Annotated in this window: 13 protein-coding genes; 4 read left to right on the top strand and 9 right to left on the bottom strand. The window is 57.5% G+C overall.

Annotated features, from left to right (window positions below; translation table 11 throughout):
* Positions 1–2 precede the first annotated feature (2 nt).
* The gene (gene xylA, locus B723_RS25105) at positions 3–1,319 is read right to left on the bottom strand and encodes a xylose isomerase (RefSeq protein WP_017338361.1); all 1,317 of its coding nucleotides are present in this window, start codon (positions 1,317–1,319) and stop codon (positions 3–5) included.
* 176 nt (positions 1,320–1,495) lie between these two features.
* Between xylA and B723_RS25100 the strand changes: the two genes are divergently transcribed.
* A complete protein-coding gene (locus B723_RS25100) occupies positions 1,496–2,692 on the top strand; it encodes a XylR family transcriptional regulator (RefSeq protein ID WP_017338362.1) in 1,197 nt (398 codons plus the stop codon).
* A 99-nt stretch (positions 2,693–2,791) separates the two neighbouring features.
* On the opposite strand, the gene B723_RS25095 is transcribed toward B723_RS25100, so the two are convergent.
* From B723_RS25095 to B723_RS25085, 3 genes are read right to left on the bottom strand one after another with little or no spacing between them, the layout of a single operon-like run.
* Complete coding sequence (locus B723_RS25095; protein ID WP_017338363.1) at positions 2,792–4,375, bottom strand: aldehyde dehydrogenase (NADP(+)); 1,584 nt, start codon at positions 4,373–4,375, stop codon at positions 2,792–2,794.
* Between the two features lie 17 nt (positions 4,376–4,392).
* Positions 4,393–5,610 (bottom strand): fumarylacetoacetate hydrolase family protein, encoded by a 1,218-nt coding sequence (locus tag B723_RS25090; protein ID WP_017338364.1) that lies wholly within the window; start codon positions 5,608–5,610, stop codon positions 4,393–4,395.
* A gap of 27 nt (positions 5,611–5,637) precedes the next feature.
* Positions 5,638–7,422, bottom strand: coding sequence for an IlvD/Edd family dehydratase (locus tag B723_RS25085; RefSeq protein WP_017338365.1), 1,785 nt, complete (start codon positions 7,420–7,422; stop codon positions 5,638–5,640).
* 278 nt (positions 7,423–7,700) lie between these two features.
* Between B723_RS25085 and B723_RS25080 the strand changes: the two genes are divergently transcribed.
* Positions 7,701–8,738, top strand: a complete 1,038-nt coding sequence (locus tag B723_RS25080; protein ID WP_017338366.1) for a LacI family DNA-binding transcriptional regulator — start codon at positions 7,701–7,703, stop codon at positions 8,736–8,738.
* Positions 8,739–8,923: 185 nt separating this feature from the next.
* Positions 8,924–10,276, top strand: coding sequence for an MFS transporter (locus B723_RS25075; protein ID WP_017338367.1), 1,353 nt, complete (start codon positions 8,924–8,926; stop codon positions 10,274–10,276).
* A gap of 203 nt (positions 10,277–10,479) precedes the next feature.
* On the opposite strand, the gene B723_RS25070 is transcribed toward B723_RS25075, so the two are convergent.
* The 3 genes from B723_RS25070 to B723_RS25060 are packed head-to-tail and all read right to left on the bottom strand — an operon-like array spanning position 10,480 to position 13,264.
* A complete protein-coding gene (locus tag B723_RS25070; protein WP_017338368.1) occupies positions 10,480–11,481 on the bottom strand; it encodes an NAD(P)H-quinone oxidoreductase in 1,002 nt (333 codons plus the stop codon).
* A gap of 1 nt (position 11,482) precedes the next feature.
* Positions 11,483–11,815: a carboxymuconolactone decarboxylase family protein gene (locus tag B723_RS25065; RefSeq protein WP_017338369.1), complete on the bottom strand. Its 333-nt coding sequence runs from the start codon at positions 11,813–11,815 to the stop codon at positions 11,483–11,485.
* A 12-nt stretch (positions 11,816–11,827) separates the two neighbouring features.
* Positions 11,828–13,264: an NAD-dependent succinate-semialdehyde dehydrogenase gene (locus B723_RS25060; protein WP_017338370.1), complete on the bottom strand. Its 1,437-nt coding sequence runs from the start codon at positions 13,262–13,264 to the stop codon at positions 11,828–11,830.
* Between the two features lie 243 nt (positions 13,265–13,507).
* Here B723_RS25060 and B723_RS25055 point away from each other — a divergent pair, with 243 nt between their 5' ends.
* Positions 13,508–14,434 (top strand): LysR family transcriptional regulator, encoded by a 927-nt coding sequence (locus B723_RS25055; RefSeq protein WP_017338371.1) that lies wholly within the window; start codon positions 13,508–13,510, stop codon positions 14,432–14,434.
* 442 nt (positions 14,435–14,876) lie between these two features.
* Here the strand turns inward: B723_RS25055 and B723_RS25045 are convergent, their stop codons facing one another.
* Positions 14,877–15,062, bottom strand: coding sequence for a tautomerase family protein (locus B723_RS25045; RefSeq protein WP_017338373.1), 186 nt, complete (start codon positions 15,060–15,062; stop codon positions 14,877–14,879).
* Between the two features lie 60 nt (positions 15,063–15,122).
* Entirely contained in the window at positions 15,123–16,112 is a 990-nt protein-coding gene (locus B723_RS25040) for a 2-hydroxyacid dehydrogenase (RefSeq protein WP_017338374.1), read from the bottom strand.
* Between the last annotated feature and the right edge of the window lie 24 nt (positions 16,113–16,136).

The raw sequence follows: 16,136 nt of genomic DNA, 5'->3' as shown, positions 1-16,136 counted from the left end.
GATCAGCGATAGATGAACCGGTTGACGACGTTTTCGAGCATCTCCTGCCTGCCGCTGACGGCCTGCGGATTCAGTTCGTTGGCGAAGGCATGTTCGGCCAATGACTGGAGGTTGAACTCACCCGTCAGCACCGCCTGCCCGAACGGCTGCTGCCAGCCGGCGTAGCGTTGATCCTTGAGCAGTTGAAGCTGATCGTTCTGCACCATGGCGGCTGCCCGCTCCAGGGACAGGGCGAGGACATCCATTGCGCCGACGTGACCATGGAACAGATCGATCTCACCGAGGCTCTGGCGGCGAACCTTGGAGTCGAAGTTGTACCCGCCATTCTTAAACCCGCCGGCCTTGAGGATTTCATAGGTGGCCAGGGTCATTTCTTCGACGCTGTTGGGGAACTGATCGGTGTCCCAGCCGTTCTGCGGATCACCGCGGTTGGCGTCGATGCTGCCGAAAATCCCCAGCGAGATGGCGGTCGCAATCTCGTGATGAAAGCTATGACCGGCCAGGGTCGCGTGGTTGGCTTCGATGTTGACCTTGATTTCCTTTTCCAGGCCGAACTGCTGGAGAAAGCCAAACACGGTGGCGCTGTCGTAATCGTATTGGTGCTTGGTCGGCTCCTGCGGCTTGGGTTCGATCAGCAGGTCACCTTTGAAACCGATCTTGTACTTGTGCTCGACCACCATGCGCATGAAGCGGCCCAGTTGTTCGCGTTCACGTTTCAAGTCGGTATTGAGCAGGGTTTCGTAGCCTTCGCGACCGCCCCACAACACGTAGTTGGACCCTTTCAGGCGTTGGGTCGCGTTCATGGCGCTGAAGACCTGGGCAGCGGCGAAGGCAAACACTTCGGGGTCCGGGTTGCTGGCGGCGCCGGCGGCAAAACGCGGATTGCTGAAGCAGTTGGCGGTGCCCCAAAGCAGCTTGATCCCGCTTTCCTCCTGATGTCGCTCCAGATGATCAATCATTTGCGCGAAGTGGTTGCGGTAGTCCTTCAGCGAATTGCCTTCCGGGGCGACATCCGTGTCGTGGAAGCAGTAATAGTCTAAACCCAGTTTGGAGAAGAACTCGAACGCGGCTTCCGCCTTGCCAATCGCCAGCTCCATCGGGTCGCCGGCGTGTTGCCACGGGCGCTTGAAAGTACCTGCACCGAACACATCGGAGCCCGGCCAGACAAAGGTGTGCCAATAACAGGCGGCCATGCGCAGGTGTTCGCGCATGGGTTTGCCGAGGATGATTTTGTCGGCGTCGTAGTGACGGAAGGCGAGGGCAGAATCGCTGGCAGGGCCTTCGTAGCGAATCTTGTCGACATCGGGGAAGTACAGCATTGGCAATGTCCTTGTTGTTCTTGGCGGTGTCTCGATACTAGCAACGGCGCCATGCCTGCTGATTATGAAAATCACCAACACTGGGTGCGATTTTGCGTATTGAGATTCGTGGTCTGCGCGCCTAGTCTGTGCAAACCGCCTCCGTGAGAAGGGGCCCCGGAACAAGCCTGAAAAAAATGAAAACAGTACCGCCTGTTCACCGCATCGCACTGTTGTTCAACGGTAGCAAGATCTATGACCGGGGCATCATCAGTGGCATCGGCAACTACCTGAGCAGCACCCGCGCGTCCTGGGACCTGTTCCTGGAAGAGGACTTTCTCTGCCGGTTGAAAGGGATCGAGCGCTGGCAGGGTGACGGGATCATTGCCGACTTCGACGATCCGCTGATTGGCGAGGCGCTGGCCGACATCAAGTTGCCGGTGGTCGCGGTGGGTGGTTCTTATCAGGATGAGCGCGCCTACCCGAAAGGAATCCCTTATGTCGCCACCGACAATAACGCATTGATTACCCTGGCTTATGCGCACTTGATCGAGGCGGGGCTGCAGCGTTTTGCCTGCTTCAGCCTGCCTGAAGCGCAGGCCAATCGTTGGGCGCAGGAGCGGGAAAAAGCCTTTCGACGGCTGATGCAACGTGACGGCTTGCATGCCGAGGTCTACCGCGGCATGGGCACCAGTGCACCTCTCTGGGACAGCGCCGTCGAACAACTGATCGCCTGGCTGCAAAGCCTGCCTAAACCCATAGGTATCATCGCCGTCAGTGACGCCCGTGCAAGGCAGTTGCTGCAGGCCTGCCTGACCGCCGGAATCGCCGTACCGGAACAGGTAGCGTTGATCGGCATCGACAACGATCCGCTGACACGCAGCCTGACCCGGGTCCCCTTGAGCTCAGTCATTCAGGGCACCGAAACCATGGGCCGCACTGCCGCGCAACTGCTCCACCAGATGCTGCACGGCATGCCGTCCACCGGCACGCACATCCTGATCCCGCCGGATGCGATCAACGTGCAGGTGTCGAGTTTGCACCAACCGTTGGGCAACCCCTACGTCATGCAAGCGCTGCTGTTTATCCGCCAATATGCCTGCCAGGGCATCAAGACCGCGCAAGTGGCGGCTTATGTCGGGGTCTCGCGCTCATCGCTGGAGTCGCACTTTCGCACTGTGAGGGGCTGCAGCGTGCATGATGAGATTCTGCATTTCAAACTGGCGGCGGCGACGAGCGAGTTGGAAAATACCGAGACAGCGATTGCGGACGTTGCCCGCTCGTGCGGATTCAAATCCGCACAGTATCTGCACACGGTGTTTCGTCGCGAGTTTGGCTGTACGCCCCGTGAATACCAGCAGGGCGCTATAGTGGTGCCGGGTGCAATTGGTTGATTGTTTTAGGGTGAGAAGGGTTGGTTTGGCCAGAAGTAGTCATTCGACACTGGAGACAGTCGATTTAACATCACCGTAGTGCGGGATCTAACTGGCGCATCAACGCAAACGCTCATTTGTGCTGGCGCCGTCTACCAGGCGTTGAATGCCGAGCGGGTTGGCGTTTTTCAACGCGTCGGGAAGCAAACTGTCCGGGTAGTTCTGGAAGCAGATCGGCCGCAGGAAGCGGTTGATCGACAGCGTTCCCACGGACGAGCCTCGGGCATCCGAGGTGGCGGGGTAGGGGCCGCCATGAACCATCGCATCGCAGACCTCCACACCGGTCGGGTAACCATTGAGCAAAAGGCGACCCGCCTTCAGTTCCAACACTGGAATCAATTCGGCAAACATCTCCAGATCCGCGGGTTCGGCAATCAAGGTCGCGGTCAGTTGTCCCTGCAAACCGTGCAGCGCGTGCTGCAGCTGTTGCCGGTCATTGACCGCAACGACGACTACAACCGGGCCAAACACCTCGTGCTGCAGCAGTTCGTCATGGTTGATCAGCAGTTCGGCGTCCGCTTCGAACAGCTGTGGGTGAGCCTGGATACCTGCTTGAGGATTCCCCGCTCGATGGTGGATCTGCGGGTGATCATGCAGGCGGGTCAGGCCATCGGAGTAATTGCACAGCCCGCCGGCGTTGAGCAGGGTATGTGCAGGCTGAGCGTTGATCTGCCAGGTCAGGTCATCGAGAAACGCATCGAACTCGGGAGAGCGTATTCCGATCACCATTCCAGGTTTTGTGCAGAACTGTCCTGCCCCTTGAACCACAGAGGCGCTGACCTCGGCCGCAATGTTTGCACCACGGGTCTTGAGGGCCTCCGGCAGCACCAGTACCGGATTGACACTCGACATCTCGGCGAACACCGGGATGGGTTCTGGTCTTGCCGCTGCCATGTCACACAGCGCCCGGCCGCCCTTGAGCGATCCGGTGAAGCCTACGGCTTTGATTGCCGGGTGTTGCACCAGCCAGGCACCGACCGTCCCGCCGTAAATCATGTTGAAGACACCGGGCGGCATTCCGGTCTGTTCGGCGGCGCGAATGATTGCCAGAGCGACCCATTCCGCCGTAGCCATGTGCCCGGGGTGGGCCTTGAATACCACCGGGCAACCCGCCGCCAGCGCAGCGGCGGTATCACCGCCCGCCGTAGAGAAGGCCAGGGGGAAATTGCTGGCGCCGAATACGGCGACCGGGCCGATACCGATGTGGTATTGGCGCAGATCGGGACGGGGCAGCGGTTGACGGTCAGGCAAGGCACGATCGATACGTGCACCAAAGAAATCCCCACGTCGCAACACCTTGGCAAACAGTCTCATCTGACCACTGGTACGGGCACGTTCACTCTGAATACGTGCGGCCGGCAGCGCCGTTTCGCGGCAGACCGTCGCGATGAATTCGTCACCCAGGGCGTCGAGTTCATCCGCGATGGCGTCGAGAAACGCCGCGCGTCGAAGGGGCGGCAGGGTGCGGTACTGCGGGTAGGCCGCTGCCGCCGCATGGGCGGCAGCATCCACTTCCTCTCGCGTGGCTTCAGTAAAGTAGCCCGGCAGTTCCTGCCCAGTGGTGGCGTCGAAACTCTGCAGGCGAGAGTGCCCCTTGGCACTGCGTCCGCCGTTGATAAAGTTGTGTCCGGTGTAAGCGTTCATAGGGATTCTCGTGTTGGCTAGCGTGGCTTGATGGCGGCAGAAACCAAGCCACGGCTGTGTAGGTTGTCGAGCAGGGCGCGATAACCCATCTGCCAGGCCGGCGCGCGATCGCTTGTCGTCACGCGGTTGACCAGCGTGCCGAACCTGGCGCTGCTGATGGCGACCAGATCACCCTCTTTATGGGTGAAGCCTCCGCCGGGTATATCGCGGTCTTGCTTGGGGGCAAACAGCGTGCCGAGGAACAGCACAAAGCCGTCCGGGTACTGATGGTTCTCATTGAGTGTCTGGGCGACCAGATCCAGCGGGTCACGACTGATCTGGTTCATGGAGCTGCTGCCATCCATGATGAAACCATCGTCGCCTACGACACGCAGTGCGACTTCTGCCGAGCGCACCTCCTCGATGCTGAAGGTTTCATCGAACAGTCGGATAAATGGCCCAAGCGCGGTTGACGCATTGTTGTCTTTGGCTTTGGAAAGCAACAACGCACTGCGCCCTTCGAAGTCGCGCAGGTTGACGTCATTGCCCAACGTAGCGCCCTGCACCTTGCCACGACTGGAAACGGCCAATACCACTTCGGGCTCTGGATTGTTCCAGCTGGACTTCGGATGGATACCAATGTCCGATCCGTAACCCACCGCTGACAACGGCTGAGCTTTGGTGAATATCTCGGCGTCCGGGCCGATGCCCACTTCGAGGTACTGCGACCACATGCCCTGGCTGATCAGCACTTCCTTGAGCGCGGCGGCCTGGGAAGAGCCCGGCACGATGTCCCCAAGGTCAGTACCGATGCTCGCTACCAGAGTTGCGCGAATGCTATCGGCCTTGGCCGGGTCGCCCTTGGCCTGCTCTTCGACCACCCGCTCAAGCATGCTGGTTGCGAAGGTCACCCCGGCGGCTTTTATCGCTTGCAGGTCAATCGGCGCCAGCAGCCACGGCAGTGTTTCGTCGCGCATCGAGACATCGCTGTTGCGCAGTAACGCGTCGACGCTGATTAGCGCTTGCTCCAATGGCAGGCTGCGCAGGTAAGCAACGGGGTCATCGAGTTCAAGCAGGGCCGAAACGGTCGCCACCCGAACGCTGATGTCATAGACCTCGCGGTCTTTAAGCAGGACGATGGCAGGCCCTGCCGTGGCGCCAGGAATCCACACGCGACCGATCCAGGTGCCTTGCGTGAGGTCCTGGGCTGGAGTGTTCAAATCCGACAATGTGATGGCAACGTTTGTTTGGGGCATGAAAAAAACCTCGGCAGAAGTGGCGAATCAGTGGGAATGACGTGGGTCGCCGCTGCGTGCGATGACCCGCAGGTGCAAGGTCGCGGGCTCCAGGCAACCACCGGTCGAGAGTTGGCCAACCTGCTGTCGGTAGAGTTCCTGCCATGGCGTTTGCGAGGCTGGAAAGGACGGTTTGAACGCCGCCTGGCGGCGTGCCATTTCGCTCTCATCCACCAGTAGATCGACGCGGCGAGCGTTGAGGTCGACGCGAAGGCGATCATTAGTTTCCAGCAAACCGATGCCGCCCCCCACCGCGGCTTCAGGGGACATGTTGAGTATCGACGGGCTGGCCGAGGTCCCGCTCTGGCGTCCATCACCCAGGCAGGGCAGGGAGTCAATGCCTCGTTTGATCAGTGCTGCGGGTGGGGCCATGTTGACCACTTCGGCGCTGCCTGGATAACCCACGGTGCCGCAGCCCCGAATCACCAGAATGCAACGCTCGTCGATGTCCAGAGCCGGGTCGTTGATGCGCGCCTGATAGTCCTCGGGGCCATCGAAAACAATGGCTCTGGCTTCGAAACTGTTTTCCGCGCCCGGCTCGGACAGGTAGGTTTTGCGGAATGCTTCGCCCACCACCGACATCTTCATGATGGCGCTGTCGAAGAAATTACCGCTCAGCACGATGAACCCGGCCCGTTGAATCAAGGGATTTTCGTACGCGTGGATCACATCGGTATCGCTGGCGGCCGTATGGCTGACGATCTCGCCAACGGTCTTGCCTGAGACCGTGTCGCAGCCTTCATGCAGTCGCCCGGCTTTCTGCAGTTCGTGCATGACTGCCGGAACGCCGCCCGCGCGGTGGAAACCCTCGCCAAGGTATTTCCCGGCGGGCATGCAATTGACCAGCAGGGGCACGTCTTCGCCAATCCGTTGCCAGTCTTCCAGGCTGAGATCGATTCCGGTGTGCCGCGCGATAGCGATGAGGTGCGGCGGGCAATTGGTCGACGCCCCCAAAGCCGACGCCACGGCAATGGCATTTTCAAAGGCTTCGCGGGTCATGATTTGGCTAGGACGAATATCCTGACGGACCATGTCGACGATGCGCTTGCCAGTCGCATACGCCATCTGGCCGCGTTCACGATAGGCGGCCGGAATGCTCGCACAGCCGGGCAGGGACATACCCAGCGCTTCGGCCAGCGCGTTCATCGACAACGCGGTGCCCATCGTGTTGCAGTGACCGATCGAAGGAGAGGCCGCCGTGGTCATCTCCATGAAGCCTTCATAATCGATCTCTCCACTGGAGAGCAGGTTGCGCGCATGCCACAGCACCGTGCCGGAGCCGATCAATTTGCCTTTGTGGTGCCCATCAAGCATTGGACCGCCCGACAAGACGATCGCCGGGATATCAACCGTCGCGGCCGCCATGAGACAGGCAGGGGTGGTCTTGTCGCAGCCAGTGGTCAGCACCACGCCATCCAGCGGGTACCCATGAAGAATCTCGACCAGGCCCAGGTACGCCAGGTTGCGATCCAGTGCGGCAGTTGGACGCCGGGTTTGTTCGGCCATCGGGTGCACCGGGAACTCCATCGGAATGCCGCCGGCATCGCGAATACCTGCTTTGGTGCGTTGCGCGAGTTCGAGGTGATGACGGTTGCACGGCGCGAGATCGCTACCGGTTTGAGCGATGCCGATGATGGGACGGCCCGATTGCAACTCCTCGCGCGTCATACCGTAATTCATGAAGCGTTCGACGTAGAGCGCGGTCATGTCAGCATGACTGGGATCGTCAAACCATTGTTGACTTCGCAGAGGCAGAGGAGTGTTTTCGGGCATGGTTTTTATCTCTTGTTAGAGGCATATCAGCGGAAAGTGAACCACCGCAGGAGACGACAAACAGGCGAATCATCACCGCCGTCGGCGTTCGAATGGCTTGATGTTACCGGTAACATTTTATTTGTAAAGACCCAATCTCGATGTTCGAATGGGCGCTGGACGCCTTTGCAAGGAGCAGAGGTCGGCCTGCCAACGGCCATGTATAATCAGCGACCATCTGTGTTGGCGGCGTTGATTTCCAGGGCCCGCCCGGTCATTTTCAGGAAAACAGGACGTTCATGAGTTACGAGGATTCAGGCAAACCCACCACGCCGCCGCGAATGGCCGACGTCGCCAAACTGGCCGGTGTTTCGAAAATGACGGTTTCCCGGGTCCTGGCCGGTCGCGACGTCTCAGAGCGCACGCAGAAGCTGGTCCACGAGGCGATTGAAACGCTCGGCTATCTGCCTGATGCCTCTGCAGGAACCCTGGCCACCGGACGTTCGGAATTTATCGTTGCGCTGGTGCCGTCTTTGGCGAGTTCGAACTTTGCCGACACCGTCCGCGGCCTGAATGATGCCGTTAGCGAACATGGGCTCTGTCTGCTGTTGGGTGACACGGATTACCACTTGGAGCAGGAGGCATTGCTGGTACGCACATTGCTACGCCACCGGCCGGTAGGGGTGATGTTGACGGGCAGCGCGCATTTGGACGAAACCCGTAAACTTCTACGCCAAGCACAGGTTCCCGTTGTAGAGACTTGGGATATTCCAACCGATCCTATCGAGCAATCAGTTGGATTTTGTAACGTGTCCGCCGCCGCGGCGTTGTACGAATATCTGTATCAGCAAGGCTATCGGCGAATTGGTTACATCGGTGGCGCGTCGGTTCTCGACCATCGAGGACAGCAACGTCAGCAAGGCTACCTTCAGGCTGTCGCGGCGTTGGGGGCAGGTGAGCCCCGGGTGATGGAATATGGCGAGTCGCCTATCACCATGAGCCATGGCGGAGAGTCCGTGAAGAGACTGCTGGAGAAGTGGCCGGACACAGACGCGGTCATGTGCGTCAGTGACCTGTCAGCGTTCGGCGCGATCATGGAATGCCATCGGCAAGGTCGACGGGTGCCCGGGGACATTGCGATCGCCGGTTTTGGCGATTTCGAAGTCTCACGGTACTGCACGCCGACGATCACCACGGTTTCGGTCGACCCCTACGGAATTGGCCGCCGCGCAGGTGAGTTGCTGGTTGCCAGTGCCGCTGCCCAGCGTCTTGGACTGCCTCGTCCGAAGGCGTCCGATGTCGTCGAATTCAAAATCATGGCGCGCGAAAGCACCTGAATTTTTTTAACCGGGCGCGCTTGCTTTGCGTCGAATTTAATTGCTAGATTAAAAATGTTACCGGTAACAGACTAACTTGCAGCGTCTTTTTTCCCTGTGGATTGGCCTAGGTCAGCCCAAGGAACTCAAGGTCGCAAGCCAAAAACAAAAACAATCGGCATGACGACATGCCTTGAGGTCAACACATGGAATCAGTATCTCAGCGTCCTCTCGAAGGAGAGGGCTCGGCGGAGCTTACCTCCGAGGATCGTACCTACCGCAAAGTCATCCTGCGCATCCTGCCGATCCTGCTGTTCTGCTACATGGCGGCGTACCTGGATCGGGTGAATATCGGCTTTGCCAAGCTGGACATGCTCAACGATCTGCAATTCAGCAACACGGTCTACGCCCTGGGCGCGAGCATTTTCTTCTGGGGTTATTTCCTCTTCGAAGTCCCTAGCAATCTGTTCCTCCATCGCTTCGGTGCACGCCTCTGGATCGCCCGCATCATGATTAGCTGGAGCATTGTCTCCATGGCGGTAGCCTTTACCGTGCCGCTGGCCAAGTTCTTTCACATTGAATCGGAAACCATGTTCTACGTGCTGCGCTTCCTGCTGGGAATCTGCGAAGCCGGTTTCTTCCCAGGGGTGATTCTTTACCTCAACTACTGGTTTCCGACGCATCGCCAAAGCCGTGTAATGGCGGGCTTTTTGATGGCCATGCCGATCAGCCTGACATTGGGCGGGATTCTTTCCGGGTGGTTGATGGACGCGATGCAGGGTGTCCATGGCATGGCCGGCTGGCAGTGGATGCTGATCATCGAAGGCATCCCGTCGTTGATCATGGCCGTTGTCGTGGTGACGTTGCTGGTCGATAAAATCGACAATGCCAAGTGGTTGAGCACGGCAGAAAAGAACATGCTCAAAAACAACCTCGACCGAGACAACACGGCGAAGGCTTCCAGCCTTCGGGATGTGATCTTCAACGGTCGCGTGTGGTTACTGGTGTTGATTCTGCTGACGTTCAACACCGGTTTTTACGGACTGGCGTTCTGGATGCCGACGATCATCAAGTCCACCGGTATTTCCAACACCCTGCACATCGGTTTGCTGACCGCGATTCCCTACGCCACCGCCATCGTCGCCATGACCCTCAACGCCTGGCACTCCAATAAAACCGGTGAGCGCCGATTGCACGCGGCCATCCCGGCATTCATTGGCGGGATGGGCCTGATTGGCAGCGCCTTCTTCGCCCATAACCTGCCGGTGTCGATTTTCTTCCTCAGCATCTCCGCATCAGGGTTGCTGAGCCTGATGCCAATTTTCTGGACATTGCCCGGCACGGTTTTATCGGGTGTGGCTGCAGCAGCGGGTATTGGCATGATCAACGCAATCGGCAACCTCTCCGGGTTCACCGGTTCCATGATTACAGCCATGGCCGAGACACTGACCGGCGACATGAACAACGGCACCTATGTCCTGGGTGGTTGCCTGCTCGTCAGCTGTGTGTTGATCCTGCTGATTCCAAAATCGATGCTATCCAGAGACATCAATGCCTGACTGGCCGTCGATTCCCCCGACCCTGTTCCGTGAGCAGGGTCGACGGCGGAGCTGTGCAGCGAGAGGCGTTTTGATTCAGTCCGCTCGTGAGAAGCAGTTCTGGCTCTGAATCCGTTCAGGAACGCCCAGCAAGGCAGTTGTCCACCCGAAAACGGTGTCCTCCAATGACACCGTTTTCATGTCTATCGACGAGTCGACCAAACTTAAACCAAGTCTTCAGGCTGCATCGTCAAGATAATTTTCCCAACGTTCTCGGATGACTCCATCCGGCGATGGGCATCGGCAGCCTGTGACAGCGGGAAAGTGCTATCAACGACCGGCTCCAGGCTTCCAGCGCCATCGAAGCGATCAAGCCAATGCTCGCGAAAGCGCTTGATCATGGCGTGTTTCTCTGGCTGCGTGCGGGACTTCATGACCGTACCGATGATTTGCAAGTGACGGTAGAGGATGTGCTCCAGCTCCACAGTCACTTTGCCGCCACCGCCAAGGATACCGATCTGGATCATGCGGCCACCGTGAGCAAGAGACGCGACGTTGCGTGCGAAGTAGGGCTCGCCAACAAAGTCGATAACGACATCGACGCCTCGACCATCGGTTTTATCGGCAATGACTTCGGCGAAATCCTGTTTCTTGTAGTCAATAGCGATATCGGCCCCCAAGTGCTCCACACGCGATAACTTGCTGCCTTCGGTTGTCGCATACACCGTGGCGCCTGTGGCGTATGCCAATTGCACTGCGGCAGACCCTACGCCTCCAGCGGCAGCGTGAATCAATACTGAGTCGCCGGATTTCAGCCGGGCCAGGTGCATCATCGCTTCATGGGCGGTGACGAAGACCTCGGGAATTGCCGCCGCGTGCACATAGTCGAGCTGCGCAGGGATGTGCATGGCCATGCGGTAGTCGATGCGTGCCAGTTCGGCATAGGCGCCGCCTCCGACGACGCCCATCACTCGATCTCCCACCTCGAACCCCGTTACCGCGCTACCTTTGTCAATCACCTCACCAGCGATTTCCAACCCGATAATCAGCGAGTCGCCGAAATTCGGATGGCCATATCCACCGGTTCGATGAGTCAGATCCGCACGGTTCACGCCCGCTGCATAGACACGTACTAGCAGGTCGGTAGGGCGTACTTCAGGATTGGGAGCATCTGCGAGTTCCAGGACGTCCGCCGCGCCGAATTCTCTGATGTTGATGGCTTTCATCTTAGCTTTGCTCCGATTCGGTAAACGTTGCATTGGCAATAGCAGACGCGGTGATTGCGCCAGGGAAGCCCACGTAAAACGCCAGGTGGGTAATCGCCGCCGCAATTTCGTCATGAGTCACCCCATTGCTGACCGCCCGCCGTAGGTGTGCAGGCAACTCTTCTGAGTGACCACCGGCAATCAATGCGGCCACGGTGATCAGACTGCGGTCACGGGGGGACAACGCGGGATCGCTCCAGATCTGCGGGTAGAGCGTTGAGTCGACGAATTGCGACAGTTTCGGTGTAAACGCTCGGGCCGCTTCGCGAGGACTGCTGAAATTGATATTGGACATGGGACAGTTTCCTTAAACTTGGCTGATAAATTTGTTGGTGAGATAGTGCTCAATTCCCTCAATGCCGCCTTCCGAGCCGTGACCGCTTTCTTTCATTCCGCCGAAAGGCAGCTCGGTGGCGACGATGCGGTATTGGTTGATCCCGATCATCCCGGCCTCCAAGCCGTCAGCGACGTCAATTGCAGTTCGAGCGCTGGAGGTGAACGCGTAGGCTGAAAGTCCGTAGGGCAAGCGGTTGGCTTCTTTCAGGCCATCAGTCAGGTCATCGAAAGGCATCAACACGGCGATGGGCCCGAAGGGTTCTTCGTGCATGACGCGGGCGTTCATGGGGACATTTGCCAGAACCGTGGGTTGGAAGAAAAAGCCTTCACCTGGTAAGGCCTCGCCACCGACCAATACTCGTGCACCTTTCTCCACGGCATCGGCTATCAGCTCTTCCATCTTTGCCAGCTGCCTTGGGTTGGCGAGCGGACCGACCTGCGTCTGCGGATGCAGGCCATTACCGATTCTCAGGGCTTTGGTTGCAGCGACAAAATGATCGACAAACCTCTCATATGCGCCACGCTGGATCAGAAAACGGGTGGAGGAGATACAGACCTGGCCAGTCCCTCGAAACCGGTTCGCGACACCCTCAACAGCGGCCTTTTCAATGTCTGCGTCTTCAAAGACCAGCACGGGTCCGTGGCCACCCAGTTCAAGGGTGATTGGCTTGACGCCCTCGGCTGCTCGGGCTGACAGGAGTCTGCCGATGGGCACTGAGCCGGTAAATGTCACCTTGCGAATGATCGGTGAGGCGATCAGGTGACGGGACACTTGATCCGGGACGCCAAAGACCACTTGCAGTACACCTTTAGGCAATCCTGCATCGTCGAGGGCGCGAGCCAGGGCCAGCGCCGTGGAGGGGCTTTCTTCGCCTGGCTTGAGAATGACACTGCAACCGGCGGCCAAAGCTGCCGAGAGTTTGCGAGCGGGAGTAATGGCCGGGAAATTCCAGGGTGTGAATGCCGCCACAGGTCCGATGGCCTGGCGTTTTACCAGTTGCAGTACGCCTGGACGGTTGGCCGGTACAACACGGCCATCGATACGACGGGCGCTTTCGGCGAACCACTCAAAGTACTCAGATGCACGGGTAACCTCATCCATGCTTTCACCCAGCGGCTTGCCTTCTTCCAGTGTCATCTGCGCTGCGATGTGAGGTGCTCGTTCCAGGATCAGATCGGCGGCCCGTTTCAGGATTTTTGCGCGTTTGTCAGGTACGGTCTGGCGCCATTCTTCGAAGCTCAGTCGAGCCACTTCAAGGGCGTGATCAAGGTCGACTGCGGTGGCGAGGGGGACGCGTCCGATTTCACGTCCGGTTGCCGGGTTAACGACAGAGGCTGTATCGCGCCCTTCGGCACTGATCCATTCACCACCGATGAAAAGATAAAGCGGATCGTATGAACTGTTCATGATTTGGCCTTCAGTTGGTTGTCAGGGATTCGTATGAAAATCGGCGCCTGAGTGGCTGTGCCGCAGGGCCTGTTCAGGCGGCCTGTGCAACCAAGTCTATGGAAGGTGAGCCATTTGATTTAGTCGGCCAAAAGGGAATCATTGTTGTACCCAGAAGTAATATCGAGCACAGGGAGGAGCGTGTAGCATCTGGGGCAATCGCTCGTTCTCACGGGTAATTGTCAGATCTACAGGAAGGTCGGGATGGATAAACTTTCGAACATGTCGGTGTACGTAAAGGTTGTCGAGATGGGCAGTTTCACTGCCGTGGCAAACCATCTGGACTCCACAGTAGGTAACGTATCGCGTGCTGTGTCCGCACTTGAAAACGTACTCGACGCCCGTCTGTTGCAACGCTCGACTCGGCGTCTCTCGGTGACCGATGCGGGCCGACGGTTTTATGAGCGGTGCACGAAAATTTTGGCAGACCTTGAGAGTGCGGAAGCCGAAGCGAGCAATGCAGCCTTGAATCCCAGGGGAACTCTACGTGTGCATTGCGTACCCGGACTGGCGAGGCAACTGGTCACCGGCGCCGTGCTGGAGTACCGCAAGGAATTTCCGGATGTGACCGTGGATTTAATGCTTTCCCAACGAATGCCCAACCTGCTGGAAGACCAACTGGATGTCTCGATCCTGATTGCCCGAACGCTGCCGGATTCCGCGTATGTCAGTCAGAAGATTGGAATCAGCCATTGTGTCTTGGTAGCGTCTCCAGACTATCTGAAGAGGCATGCGGCCCCGCTGACCCCAGAGGATCTCAGCGATCACCAATGCCTGCTGCTGGGCACTGTGGACTATGTGAGGGATGAGTGGCAGTTGAAGAGCAAGGCGGGTGACGCGAAATTTGCGCCCACGGGGCCAAGTTTCAGCGTGAATGATATGGACGCGATGGCGGTTGCCATACGGGAGGGCGCTGGGATCGGCTTGCTGGCTGGATTCACGGCCATCGACGACTTGCGCTCTGGGAAGCTGGTGCGGGTCTTGCCTGACTATCACACGTACGAGCGCAACGTTTATGCCGTCTATACCTCTCGACAGTTTGTCGACGCAAAGATAACTCGCTTTATTGATGTGTTAAAACATCAGGTTGGCAGTGAGCTGGCAACCACTGCTAAAGAACTCATCGATTGAAAAGTGACTAGTAATAAAGGTACTTGCGCCTCGGTCAGGAAACGCTCTGAGGCGCAATTATTGTAAGAACCGGTTGATCAACCGTTGCTGCAACCGCTGCGGCGACGTCAAGGTGGGTGGCGTATGTATATTGCTCGATAGGAGCCTGTTGCCCTTGAATTTCAGCCCAGGATTGTCCGCCTCTGGCCGTTTTCTGCCTTTGGCGGCCGGCTGAAAACAGCCCAATTGCGGTCATTCAGCACTCTTTCGCATTTCGCCATGGATACTTTTTAGAACCGATCTGCGATTCAATTGACTGTTAGCACCTATGAAACTGGCACAACGAGGGTACTGACTTGACCGATCTGCTCCTGATCATAAACGGAAATATTACTGCCTTCTCCTTCTAAGCTGTGATGACGAATGTAGGGGGGCTGACGTACCCGTATCGATGTCGTACCACTCAGCGATCACAGAAGCGAATACCGCCCTTGGCCTTCAAGTGGCTTGGAGCCTCGACGATCTGCACAGTTACGATTTCCGCCGGTATTTCGTAGCTTTCCACCACGGCCTCGGTAATCCTTTTCAAAAGCAGATGTTGCTGTTCAACAGTCTTACCTGCAGCGGCGTAGACGATGACTTGCGGCATATTGGTTTCCTTCGATTCAGCAGAGTGGCTGGGACTGGGTGTCCGACGATCCACAAGCAGTCAGCGAGTCAATTCTGACTGACGTAGTGCATGCGAATTAACGAGATCCCGAGGCCACTGACCTTCGAGCCCCATCAGCAAGTTGTCCAAGGCACGCTTGGCCATCGCATCGCGAGTGTCATTTGTTGCCGAGCCAATGTGAGGTACCGTCACGACATTTTTCAGCTTGAAAAGCCTGGAGTCAGTCAACGGCTCTTCCACGTATACATCCAGGCCGGCCCCCCGAATCGTCTTTTCCTCAAGCGCTTGGATGAGCGCGTCCTGATCAACCACCGGGCCCCGAGAAACGTTAATCAAAATGCCCTCTGCGCCGATTAGTGCCAGCTCTTTTTGGCCAATGAGGTTTCTGGTTTCTGCTGTCAATGGTACGACCGGACAGACAAAATCAGACTCAATTAACAGCTGTTCCTGCGGGACAAATCTTGCACCGAGTTCTTGTTCCAGCTGAGGTTTACGACTTTTGCCGCTGTACAAAATATTCATGCCGAAGCCGAAAAATCCCCTGCGTGCGATGGCTTCTCCGATTTTGCCCAGACCGATAATACCCAAGGTTTTTCCGTGCACATCACATCCAAAATAGGAGGTGTCGATTGTCGTTGACCAATTCCCATTTTTTGTCCAGGCATCAAGCTCCGGGATACGTCTCGCTGTGGCTAGAATCAAGGCAAAAGCGAGATCAGCAGTGGTTTCGTTCAGCACATCTGGTGTATTGGTCAACATGATCCCCCTGCTATTGATATAGCTGAGGTCATAGTTGTCATAACCAACCGAAATGCTGGAAATGATCTCAAGGTTTTTAGCCGATGCCAGCTCAACCTCGCCCAGGCGACGATTCCCGCCGATCAGTCCATGAGCGTTGGGAAGGGCTGCCTCGAACTGAACATCCATATCACCAAGTTTAGGGCTCATGATGACGATGTCGTACTTATCTATGTAAGGCTCTAGCATGCTGGGCGAGACTCGGCTGAAGGCCAGGATTGTCTTTTTCATGACGCTTTATTCCACCTGTCTCAA

Origin of the sequence: Pseudomonas fluorescens NCIMB 11764 (assembly GCF_000293885.2) — a bacterium.
Lineage (GTDB): Bacteria > Pseudomonadota > Gammaproteobacteria > Pseudomonadales > Pseudomonadaceae > Aquipseudomonas > Aquipseudomonas fluorescens_B.
Note: the sequence above shows the minus strand (reverse complement) of the source record. Positions and strands in the feature narration are given on the sequence as shown.